Here is a 12300-nt window from a genome sequence, read left to right as displayed (position 1 = left end):
ACCGATAAAAGATATGATAGTAAAACCTTTAGAAAACAGCTATCCTCCTATAACTAAAGCTCAGTTAGAAAAAGTAGATTGTTATGTAGTTTTGGGAGGAGGGATTTATGATAACTCTCCTAAAAGTCTATCTTCTACAACTGGTAGTCCAAGTAAATCTGCATTATTTAGGGTAATAGAGGGAGTACGTCTATATAAAAACTCTCCTAAATCGATAATAGTTACAGGTGGAACAGTGTATGATGGAGATAAATCAGAGGGAAGTGTGTACAAGGAATTGATGATAGATCTAGGAGTTCCTAGTAGCGATATAATAATAGAGGGTAAAAGTAGGACTACAGAAGAAAATGCAGAATTAACAAAAGTTATAATGGATAAAAATGAGTATAAAAAAGCAGCTCTTATAACTTCTGCAACCCATATGAAAAGATCCAAATATATCTTTGAAAAATGTGGTGCAGAGGTAATACCAGCTCCTACAGGATATGTATCTAGATATAAAAAAAGTTACGGTATGGAAAGTTATTTCCCCAATGCTGGTAATTTTGTGGATATTAGGAGTGCTATATGGGAATATATTGGATTAATATTTTATAAGATAAAATCTTAATTTCAATTAAGAATAAAATTTGAATTTATGGAGGGGCAATTCATGAATTGCCCGTACTTAAGGTATAGGGAGGAACAAACATGTTGATGAAGGAAGTAAAATCAGTAAGGATAGCAGATAGGTTTGAGATAGGTGGAAATAAAGGTAAATTTACGCTTTTGGCAGGACCTTGTGCCATTGAATCTGAAGAAATGAGTATAAGGGTAGCAGGGAAGATCAAAGAAATATGTGATAGATTAGAAATAAATTATGTATTCAAGTCATCTTTTGATAAAGCTAATAGATCATCGATTCATGGTTTTAGAGGAGTAGGAATAGATGATGGGTTAAGAATTCTAAAAAAAGTAAAGGATACCTATGACATACCTGTGATTACAGATGTACATGAGCCTTGGCAGTGTGAAAGAGTAGCGGAAGTTGTAGATATGATACAAATACCTGCATTTTTATGTAGACAGACAGATCTGTTGGTAGCAGCAGCTAAAACTGGATTACCTGTAAATGTTAAAAAAGGTCAATTTTTAGCCCCTTGGGATATGAAAAATGTGGTTAATAAGATGCAAGAAGCAGGAAGTGAAAACTTTATGTTATGTGAAAGAGGAGCAACCTTTGGATACAATAACTTTGTGGTAGACATGAGATCATTTATGGAGATGAGAGAATTTGGATATCCTGTGATATTTGATGCTACTCATTCAGTACAAATTCCAGGTGGACAGGGAACTTGTACAGGTGGGAATCGTGAATATGTATTTCCTCTAATGAGAGCAGCATTAGCTGTAGGAGTAGATGGTATATTTGCAGAGGTACATGAAGATCCAGACTGTGCTCCTTGTGATGGACCAAATATGTTAAAATTAGAAGATTTAGAAGAAATATTGAAGGTAGCGTTAGAGATAGATGGAATAGTAAAAAGATAGAAACTTACTAAAAAAAGTAAAACCTCTCCTAATTTTTGGGAGAGGTTTTTTTTAATACTAAACACATTTATTTTTAAATCCCCCCACTAAGATTATACAGCCTAAACTTTTAATAACTAGAATAGCAGCGGTAGTGGTAACTTATTTAGCGGCTTTTCTTGCAATTTTATACCCACAAGCCCTTAGATGGTTAATATTATCATATGGATTATCAGCTGTAGTTCTATTGGGACCTATGTATTTAGGTTATATTTTAAAGAGACGAATGGTATTAAATTATAAAGGGGCTATTTTATCTATGGTCGTAGGAGTTTGTTTTACTACATATAATCTTTATACAAATTCACCTATACCATTTACAATAGTTGGGATAGGATCTTCATGTATTGTGCTTTATCTATATCACCTAATTGCTGCGGAAAAAATAGTCCCCAAAACTAAAATTGAAATAAAAGGAGAGTAGTATGAATATTAAACGATATAATACACAGAAAAGAATGAGTCATGCAGTGATTCATAATAACGTAGCTTATTTATGTGGACAGATTCCTAAAGATGAAACTAAGGGAATGGCAGAACAAACAAAAACAACTTTGGAAAAGGTGGATCAGCTTCTAGCGGATATTGGAAGTCATAAGAGTAAAATTCTTTCTGCTACGGTTTATATTAAAGATATGAATCAGTTTAAAGAGATGAATGAAATGTGGGATAACTGGGTAGAGGAAGGGAATACACCGGCAAGAGCCTGTGTAGAAGCGAATATGGCTAGAGAATCTCTTTTGGTAGAAGTATCTGTTATAGCTGCTATATAATTTTATTAAGAAGATTAAAACCTCCTAAAATTAGGAGGTTTTTTTGTTGGAATACTAAAAAAAAAGTTTTTTATAGTAAAAATAGAGACTTCTATATTTTTTATCAATTATAATATATGTTGATTATATAAAAAATACTAAAAATTAAAATTAATTTTGGTTGAGTTCATATTTTTACTTATGAAAAATTAAAAATATATATGAGAAAACAACCTAAAAGTAAATTAATTTTCTTTAATAAAAAGTAATGTTAAAATTTTTTTTTAGATACAGTCGTGTTTAAAAAATGGTATTTAATCCACTTTTTAAAACTTTTAAGTTATAAAATTAGGGTTTTAATAAAGAATGTTAATTTGGATTATTAAAATTTATGTGCTATATTTATAGTTGTATATATGGGTAATCATATGTATAAATTAAGTAAAAATTAATAATGAGGGAGGAAGAAATGGGAAAGTTTATTTTTAAACGATTAGGTCAAATGTTATTTACACTGTATATAGTTATTACAGCGACTTTTTTCTTAATGCACGCTATTCCTGGGGGGCCTTTTACAAGAGAAAAGCCATTACCGCCAGCAGTAATTGCAGCATTAGAAGCCAAATTTAACATGAATGCACCGTTACATATACAATATTTTGATTATATGAAAGGGGTGTTTAGTTTTGATTTTGGACCTTCATTTCAAAAAGTAGGAGTAGATGTAATCGACTTAGTAAAAGCTGGATTACCTATATCTGCAAAAGTAGGAGGGACAGCTGTATTAGTTGTACTTATAATAGGTATTCCATTGGGAATAATATCTGCCTTGAAACAAAATAAATGGGAAGATTATGTGGTTACTGTTATAGCTACTTTAGGGGTTACAATCCCGAGTTTTGTAATAGCTACTATGATTATATATGTGTTTAGTGGGAAATTAGGCATATTACCATCTTTCGGACTGACCTCTTGGAAACATTATATCGGACCAGTAATAGCTCTTTCTGGATTCTCTTTAGCTTTTGTATCGAAACTGACTAGATCATCTATGTTAGAGGTTTTACAACAAGATTATATTAGAACTGCTAGAGCTAAAGGCCTATCAGAATTTGTAGTAATCGGTAAACACGCTCTTAAAAATGGGTTATTACCAGTAGTTACCTATGTAGGACCAATGGTAGCGGGGATTTTAACTGGATCATTTGTTATTGAAAAGATCTTTGCTATACCTGGAATGGGGAAATATTTCGTAGAAAGTGTAGGAAATAGAGACTATACAGTTATCATGGGAGTAACAATATTTTATGCAGGATTTTATATTATTATGGTGTTTTTAGTAGATATCATCTATGTATTGATAGATCCTAGGATTAAATTACATGATTAAGGGGGAAAGGATGGATAATAGATGGGAAAAAGTGTCAGATGAAGTTAAAGGCGAGAAGAATATAAGACCAAGTCTTACATATTGGCAGGATGCTTGGAGAAGACTAAAACAAAATAAGCTATCTATGATAGGACTAGTAGTAATAATCTTATTATTTATAACAGCAATTTTTGGACCTATGGTATCTAAATTTAGTTATGAAGATCAAGATCTTAAATTTGGAAATATAGCTCCTAGATTTGATATATATGAAGTAGATAAATCAAATTATATATATGTACATCCAGAATATAAGTTATTTACTGTAACTTCTGATGGTAAATTATTAGATTCATTGAAGCCAGTTAAAAATGATGTTATGAATTTGCAAAAAATCTATGAAGTAGACGGGAAAAGGGTAGTATTGGATTATAAAAATGCTAAATTATCTAGAAAAAATCCAGGTATTCAAAAATATAAAATATTAGTAGAGAATAAAGAAACAGAAATAGCAAAGAGAGTTTTTAATAAAACTTATTTCTTTGGTACTGATTCCCATGGAAGAGACCTCTTCATAAGGGTACTCTATGGAGCGAGAATATCACTTACTGTAGCAGTTGTAGCCACTCTAGTAAATTTCTTTATAGGAATTTTTTACGGTGGAATATCTGGATATTTAGGTGGAAAGGTAGACTCAGTAATGATGAGAATAATGGATATAATAAGTACGATTCCATTATTACTTTATGTGATATTACTTATGGTAATTATAGCTCCAGGATTAAAAACAATTATAATAGCCATGGGACTTACCTTCTGGGTGAGAATGGCAAGAATTGTAAGGGGTCAAACTCTTAGTATAAAACAACAAGAATATGTTATGGCAGCAAAGACTATAGGAGCCAAGAACTTTAGAATCCTTAGTAGACATATCATACCAAATGCAATGGGACCTATCATCGTATCATTGACTATGATGATACCAAATGCTATATTTACAGAATCATTTTTAAGTTTTATCGGTCTTGGAGTAAGCGCTCCTCAAGCATCATGGGGTACCTTAGCCAGTGATGCCTTGGCTGGAATAAGAACTTATCCATATCAATTATTTTTTCCATCACTTGCAATAAGTATAACAATGCTTGCATTTAACTTTTTAGGTGATGGACTTAGAGATGCACTGGATCCAAGATTAAGAAAATAAGGGGGAAACATGGAAAAATTAATTGAACTTAAGGACGTAAAAACTTCATTTTTTACCCATCTAGGAGAAGTCCAGGCTGTAAGAGGTGTAAGTTATAGTTTAAATAAAGGTGAAGCTTTGGGAATTGTAGGAGAATCGGGAAGTGGAAAGAGTATTACTTCGATGTCTGTAATGGGACTATTACAATATCCAGGGACTGTAAAAAGTGGTGAAATAATATTTAAAGGAGAAGATCTTTTAAAGAAAAATAAAAAAGAGATGAGAAATATAAGGGGAAATGAGATAGCTATGATATTTCAAGATCCAATGACTTCATTAAACCCTGTTTATACTGTTGGAGATCAGATTATGGAGGCAATTAGAAAACATCAAAATGTATCTAAATCTGAAGCCCTAGAAAAGGCTATTGATATGCTAAAATTAGTAGGAATACCTGATCCAGTAAAAAGGATCAAAGCATATCCTCATGAGTTTAGTGGTGGGATGAGACAAAGAGTAATGATTGCTATAGCTCTTTCATGTGAACCAGATCTACTTATTGCCGATGAACCAACTACGGCATTAGACGTTACTATTCAGGCTCAAATATTAGATCTTATGAAGGAATTAAAGGATAAATTAAATACATCTATAGTGTTAATAACTCACGATCTCGGAGTAGTAGCTGATGTTTGTTCAAGAGTACTAGTTATGTATGGTGGACTTATCATGGAGGAAGGAAAGGTAGAAGATATATTTTATAATCCAAAACATCCATATACAGTAGGATTACTGAAATCTATACCAAAGATAGAAAATAAAGAAAGATTGGTACCTATAGATGGAACACCTCCAGATTTATTACATCCTCCAAAGGGATGTCCTTTTGCTGCAAGATGTGAACACGCAATGAACATATGTATGGAGGAGCAACCAGAATTTTTCCCTTGTGGAGAAGGTCATAGATCTATGTGTTGGTTACTTCATCCAGATTCTCCTAAGACAGAATTAAAAGGAGGGGTTAGATAGATGGAAAATAAAAATGATAACGCGTTGATAGAGATAAAAAATCTAAAGAAATATTTTTCTAAAAATACAGGTTTTTTCAAAAAAAAGATGCAACATCTAAAAGCCGTAGATGATATTAGTTTTTATATAAATAAAGGTGAAACTTTTGGACTAGTAGGGGAATCAGGATGTGGGAAATCTACAACTGGGAGAACTATAATAAGACTATATGATGTAACTGGTGGAGATATAATCTATGATGGTAAAAATATAAGTCACATGAATGAAAAGGAATTAGTACCTTATAGAAGAAAGATTCAGATGATTTTTCAAGATCCATATGCGTCACTTAATACAAGAATGACAGTAGGAGATATTATAGGAGAACCTCTAGATATCCATAATTTAGCAAAGGGTGAAGAAAGACAAAAAAGAATATATGAATTATTGGATACAGTAGGGCTGAGCAAGGAACATGCAAGTAGATATCCCCATGAATTTAGTGGAGGACAAAGGCAAAGAATAGGAATAGCTCGTGCACTAGCGGTAGAACCAGAATTTATAATTTGTGATGAACCGATATCAGCACTAGATGTATCTATCCAAGCACAAGTAGTAAATATGTTAGATGATTTACAGAAAAAATTGGGATTGACTTATTTGTTTATTGCTCATGATCTATCTATGGTAAAACATATCTCAGATAGAATAGGAGTACTATATTTAGGTAAGATGGTAGAGATAGCAGAATCAGATGCACTCTATGAAAAACCAATTCACCCATATACAAAAGCGTTGCTTTCATCTATACCTATCCCCGATCCAGAATTAAATGCTAAAGTAGATAGAGAAATATTAAAGGGAGATGTACCTAGTCCATTAAATCCACCTAGTGGATGTAGGTTTAGGACTAGATGTAGATATGCAGAAGAAATTTGTAGTCAAAAGGAACCATTATTGGAAGAAATAGCTCCTGGAAGAATAGTAGCTTGCCATTTTTCTAAGGAATTTTATGAGGGAACTAAAAAATAAATAATTCCATAAAAAGAATATGTATAATAACTTATCACTTTAATGATTAGTTTTTTAGTAACAACGTTTATCAATTTAATTTGAGGAGGAAATTTATGAAGAAAATCTTTTATGTAGTGACACTTCTAATGGCAGTATTGCTTACTGCTTGTGGAGGAGAAAAGGAACAACCGAAGGAAACCGATGCAGCAGTGGTAGAACAAAAGGTAGAACAAAAGGTAGAACAGGTAATGGCATTTAACTTAGGATCAGATCCAAAGTCAGTGGATCCTCAGCTATGTTCTGCAACAGATGGAGGGATAGTTGTAAACAATACCTTCGAAGGGCTTATGAGAACAGATGCTAATGGAAAAGCTCAGCCAGCAGGAGCAGAATCGGTAGAGGTTTCAGATGATAAGATGACTTATACATTCCATCTTAGAAAAGATGCTAAATGGTCTGATGGACAAACTGTAACAGCAGCAGATTATAAATATGCTTGGTTAAGAGCATTAGATCCAGCTGTAGCGTCGGAATATTCATTCCAACTTTACTATATTAAAGGTGGACAGGAATTTTTTGAAGGGAAAGGAACTAAAGAGAATGTAGGATTAGAAGTAGTAGATGACTTAACTTTCAAAGTTACTTTAAAAGCTCCTACAGCATACTTTTTAGATTTAGTAACATTTTATACATTTATGCCAGTTAGGGAAGATGTAGTTATTCAAAAAACAGAAGGATGGGCAAAAGATCCTAGCATAACAATTTCAAATGGTCCGTTCAAGATTTCTGAATACCATATGAATGATAAAATTGTTTTAACACCTAACACATACTATTGGAATAAAAATAATGTTAAATTAGATAAGGTAACTATGTCTATGATAGTTGACATAAGTACTGCTATAACAGCATATGATAGTAATGAAATGGATGTATTAATTAGTGTCCCTACTCCAGAAATCCCCAAAAGACAAGTGGAAGATCCAACTTTTCATATAGTTCCATATCTAGGGTGTTACTACTATGTCTTTAATGTAAATAAAGCACCAACTAACGATATAAATGTAAGAAAAGCTCTTACTCTAGCTATAGACAGAGAGCAAATTGTAACGGAAGTTACTAAGGCTGGACAACTACCAGCTACTGGATTTGTTCCAACTGGATTAGTTGATTCACAAGGAAATGATTTCAGAGCAAAAGCAGGAGATTATGGAATTTCTACTACTGCTAATGTAGAAAAAGCAAAAGAGTATTTAGCTAAAGCTGGATATCCAAACGGTGAAGGGATGGCTCCAATTGAGCTTATCTACAACACAAATGAAGGACATAAAGCAGTTGCAGAAGCAATCCAAGAGATGTGGAAAAAAAACTTAGGAATAGAAGTTAACTTAGTAAATCAAGAGTGGGCTGTATTCCAGGATACTAGACATGTAGGAAACTTTGAAGTAGCAAGAGCTGGTTGGATTGGAGACTATAACGACCCTATGACATTCTTAGACCTATGGACTTCTTACTCAGGAAATAATGATGCGCAATGGAACTATAAGAAAGGAGATTTTCCTGCGAATAAAAAGTTTGATGCATTAATTGAAAACTCAAAAGTAACTCAAGGTATAGACAGGGATAAAGATCTTTATAGTGCAGAAAAAATCATGATGGATGAACTAATCACTATGCCTATCTATTACTACACAGGTGTGATAATGGTTAAAGATAAGATTAAAAATTGGGAAAGAGATATCTTAGGTACTTGGTACTTTGGGAATATTGAAATAACAGAATAGACCTAATCTATCTTCTCCTAGATTAGAAGAATAAAAAGTAAAATAATAAAAGCTTCCTAAAAGTATTTATACTTTTAGGAGGCTTTTTTATGTTTAAAAACTTAAATTTTATAAAAAAATTTGCCTTAAAGTATGGTTTAAGGTGTATACTCAATATATAAGGAATTAGGAGGAAATTTATGACTATAGATGAGGTATCAAAACATTTTCGAATATCTAAATCGAAGCTTAGATATTATGAAAAAAATGGAGTTATTAAGGAGATTGCTAGAGATAATAATGGCAATAGGAACTATACAGACAATGATTTAGTTTGGATAGATTTTTTTCTTAACCTCAAAGATACAGGGATGTCACTAAAAGAAATAGTATATTATATAGGCTTAAAAAAGGGTGGAAAAGAAACTGTTGTAGAAAGAACAGAAATTTTATTAAATCATGTCGATATAATACAGGAAAAGATAGATGAATTGAATTTAATAAAAAAAGAGGTTTTAGAACAGGTAAAAAGATATGAAAACGAAGAAGGAAATTGTATTATTAAATCTAAGATATATGATGAAGATGAATGCTAAAATAATTGATGAAGAGGTAATTCATGAATTACCCTTACAAGAGGAGGCAAAAAATGTTAAATTTTAATTTTTATAACCCTACAGAGGTTGTATTTGGAAAGGGTCAAATGAAACAATTAGATGGATTGGTACCTAAGAATTCTCGTATACTTATTACATATGGTGGTGGATCGGTAAAGAAATTTGGGACTTTAGATAAGGTGATAGATGAATTAAAAAAATCAAATAGAGAAATTTTTGAATTTGGAGGAATAGAACCAAATCCTCAATTTGAAACTTTAATGAAAGCGGTTAAATTAGTAAGAGAGAATAAAATTGATTTTATATTAGCTGTTGGAGGAGGTTCTGTTATGGACGGAACTAAATTTATTGGGATAGCTTCATGTAAAGATGAATATATTGGGAAAGAAGAGAAATTACTAACTCAAGGAATGATATCAGTTGATAAAACTATACCATTTGGGACTGTTGTAACTCTACCAGCCACAGGTTCAGAGATGAATAATGGAGGAGTAATAAGTAATGGAGAAAATAAATTAGCTATCTTTAGTAAAAAATCATTTCCTATATTCTCTATATTAGATCCAGAGCTTACTTATACACTACCTAAAACTCAAGTAGCTAATGGAGTTGTAGATACTTTTATTCATACTGTAGAACAATATGTTACATATCCAGTAGATGCTAAGTTTCAAGATAGAACAGCTGAAGGAATCCTTCAGACATTGGTAGAGATAGGAAAAGAAACTATAGAAAATCCTACTAACTATGATGCTAGAGCTAATTTAGTATGGGCAGCTACAATGGGACTTAATGGACTTATTGGTTCTGGAGTACCTCAGGATTGGTCGGTACATATGATCGGGCATGAAGTGACTGCAATATTTGGAATTGATCATGCTAAAACTTTGGCTGCTATTTTACCTGCTACCTGGAAAATTAGAAAGACTGAAAAATTTGAAAAATTACTTCAATATGCAGAAAGAGTATGGGACATCAGAGAAGGGACTAATGAAGAAAAGGTTGACTTAGCTATTCTAAAAACTGAAGAGTTTTTTCAAAGTTTGGGGATTACAACTAAATTATCAGATTATGGAATAAAAGAAGATAATATAAATAGAATCATAGACTCTTTAAAATCACATGGTATGGTTAAATTATCTGAAAGAGGCGATCAAACGTTAGAGATAACAAGAGAAATAATAATAAAAGCATTATAATTTAAAATATTCAAATAAAAAGAGGAGATGGCCGACGGCTATCTCCTCTTTTGTAATCTATCTTACATCCCTTGGCTGGCAGCCATAAGGAAAGGAACAATTTGCTTTTTCCTTGAAACTACACCATCTAACCAAGCAGTGCCAACTTCTAATTCTACATTGAATCCTTTTTCTACTAGTTCAATAGAATTTCCCAATGCTAGAATTTTAGAACCGTTATTAACTATGTCAGTCATAACTAATACGAATAAATCATAGTTATTTTCGTTTATCATCTCATTCATAGCTAATTCTAGATTTTCTCTATTACTTAATAATCCATCGATATCAACAGTATTTATTTGTGCAACTGCAGTTTGAAACTTTCCCATGGAAAATTCTTTCATATCCATAGTTATGATCTCATTTGGAGTTTTATCTTCTAAAGAAGTTCCTGCAATTAACATTTCCATTCCATATTTTTGATAATCTACTTCTGCAATGATAGCTAATTCTTTAGCAGCTTCAATATCTTTTGGTGTACAAGTAGGAGATTTGAATATCAATGTATCTGATAAAATAGCACTTAGCATAAGTCCAGCTATGGTTTTATTAGGAGTAAGGTTGTTTTCTTTAAATAATCCATAGACTATTGTACAAGTGCAACCAACAGCAGCAGCTCTGATCATAAGTGGTTCAGAAGTTTCAAAATTTCCAAATTTGTGATGATCTACTATCTCTAATATTTTAGCAGTTTCAATTCCATCTACCGATTGAGAGTTTTCGTTGTGATCTACTAATATAACTTCATTTTTACCAAAGTTCATAATATGTTTAGATCTAATAGTAGAAAATATAGTCCCATCTTCATTTACAACTGGGAAATTAGTTTGAGAAGAATCTTTCATAATATCTTGAATATCTTCTATAAAATCAGTAGTTTTAAAATGGAAAAAGTTTTTATGTTTTAAAAGAGATCTTACAGGAACTGACTGTGATATCATCTTAAAGGTTTTAAAGATTCCCTTATTAACTCTAACAAGTGGTATATTCACATCATAATTAGGGACTTCATCGTTTTTATCTACACATAAAAATATGATTTTTGCACCAGCTTTTTCAGCGTTTTGGATATGTCCAGAAAAAAGTGTAGTGACTACTACATCTTCTTTAGCAATCTTAGCTAATTCAGATACTCCTCTTAGTCTTCCTTCTATCTTACCTGTAGGATATACTCCATTGACAACAACAGCAGAATCTTTTAAAGTTTCCCAAATGTTCTCAAATGTTGTTTCATAGTCAATAAAGATATCTCTAGTACTCATCTCTAAATATGCATTTGCAATTTCTGAGATATGGATCATATTTTCCAATTTATTATTTTTATTTACAACAGGTAAACTTGAATAATTTTCAGTAGTCATGATCTCTAATGCTTTTTGAATAGAGTCAGTTTCCTTTATCAATTCTTTTTCAACTTTAGTCAAATCTTTGACCTGTGGTTTAATAGTAGTAAGTAAAGGTGGCGTTGCTACTTTAAAATAATTTAAAATAAATTCAGTTTCCTTATTTAATTGTCCTAATCTAACAGCCTTTGTATTAACTCCTAATTGTTCTTTAAGGTTAGAATATGCAATAGCTGAACATATAGAGTCTGTGTCTGGATTCTTATGCCCAAAAATTAAAATCTTCTCCTTCATTGTTGACCTCCTAAAATTATAGTGAAATATTAAAAGTCACACCTTATTACAGGCAAAAACTCCTAATTTATTATGTTTATAAATATTTTAACCTAAATATATTACCACTTTAATCATTAAAAAACAAGGATAAGTTGTAAGTAAAAC

Annotated in this window: 12 protein-coding genes; 11 read left to right on the top strand and 1 reads right to left on the bottom strand. The window is 31.8% G+C overall.

The features are described 5' to 3' along the window. From WBG30_RS05980 to WBG30_RS05930, 11 genes are all read left to right on the top strand, one after another. Nucleotides 1-610, top strand: a 610-nt coding sequence (locus WBG30_RS05980) for a YdcF family protein (RefSeq protein WP_424503735.1), incomplete at its 5' end; no start/stop codon positions are given. A gap of 80 nt (nt 611-690) precedes the next feature. Further along, complete coding sequence (gene kdsA, locus WBG30_RS05975; RefSeq protein ID WP_424503734.1) at nt 691-1530, top strand: 3-deoxy-8-phosphooctulonate synthase; 840 nt, start codon at nt 691-693, stop codon at nt 1528-1530. 133 nt (nt 1531-1663) lie between these two features. Beyond that, nucleotides 1664-1993 carry a hypothetical protein gene (locus WBG30_RS05970; RefSeq protein ID WP_424503733.1) on the top strand — a complete coding sequence of 110 codons (330 nt, stop codon included), beginning with the start codon at nt 1664-1666 and terminating at the stop codon, nt 1991-1993. Between the two features lies 1 nt (nt 1994). Then, complete coding sequence (locus WBG30_RS05965) at nt 1995-2342, top strand: RidA family protein (RefSeq protein WP_424503732.1); 348 nt, start codon at nt 1995-1997, stop codon at nt 2340-2342. Nucleotides 2343-2790: 448 nt separating this feature from the next. Beyond that, the gene (locus tag WBG30_RS05960; protein WP_424503731.1) at nt 2791-3711 is read left to right on the top strand and encodes an ABC transporter permease; all 921 of its coding nucleotides are present in this window, start codon (nt 2791-2793) and stop codon (nt 3709-3711) included. A 10-nt stretch (nt 3712-3721) separates the two neighbouring features. Next, on the top strand, nt 3722-4894 hold the full coding sequence (locus WBG30_RS05955; protein ID WP_424503730.1) for an ABC transporter permease: 1173 nt from the start codon (nt 3722-3724) through the stop codon (nt 4892-4894). A 9-nt stretch (nt 4895-4903) separates the two neighbouring features. Continuing rightward, the gene (locus WBG30_RS05950; RefSeq protein WP_424503729.1) at nt 4904-5902 is read left to right on the top strand and encodes an ABC transporter ATP-binding protein; all 999 of its coding nucleotides are present in this window, start codon (nt 4904-4906) and stop codon (nt 5900-5902) included. Continuing rightward, nucleotides 5903-6913: an ABC transporter ATP-binding protein gene (locus WBG30_RS05945; protein ID WP_424503728.1), complete on the top strand. Its 1011-nt coding sequence runs from the start codon at nt 5903-5905 to the stop codon at nt 6911-6913. A 95-nt stretch (nt 6914-7008) separates the two neighbouring features. Further along, complete coding sequence (locus tag WBG30_RS05940; RefSeq protein ID WP_424503727.1) at nt 7009-8679, top strand: peptide ABC transporter substrate-binding protein; 1671 nt, start codon at nt 7009-7011, stop codon at nt 8677-8679. A 179-nt stretch (nt 8680-8858) separates the two neighbouring features. Beyond that, nucleotides 8859-9254 (top strand): MerR family transcriptional regulator, encoded by a 396-nt coding sequence (locus tag WBG30_RS05935; protein ID WP_424503726.1) that lies wholly within the window; start codon nt 8859-8861, stop codon nt 9252-9254. Nucleotides 9255-9307: 53 nt separating this feature from the next. Continuing rightward, a complete protein-coding gene (locus WBG30_RS05930; protein WP_424503725.1) occupies nt 9308-10474 on the top strand; it encodes an iron-containing alcohol dehydrogenase in 1167 nt (388 codons plus the stop codon). Between the two features lie 62 nt (nt 10475-10536). On the opposite strand, the gene WBG30_RS05925 is transcribed toward WBG30_RS05930, so the two are convergent. After that, nucleotides 10537-12153 (bottom strand): putative manganese-dependent inorganic diphosphatase, encoded by a 1617-nt coding sequence (locus tag WBG30_RS05925; RefSeq protein ID WP_424503724.1) that lies wholly within the window; start codon nt 12151-12153, stop codon nt 10537-10539. Nucleotides 12154-12300: the final 147 nt, after the last annotated feature.

This window comes from Psychrilyobacter sp. (genome assembly GCF_049671765.1).
Classification (GTDB): domain Bacteria; phylum Fusobacteriota; class Fusobacteriia; order Fusobacteriales; family Fusobacteriaceae; genus Psychrilyobacter.
The sequence above is the reverse complement of the archived record's forward strand: the minus strand, read 5'-3'. Positions and strand labels throughout refer to the sequence as shown.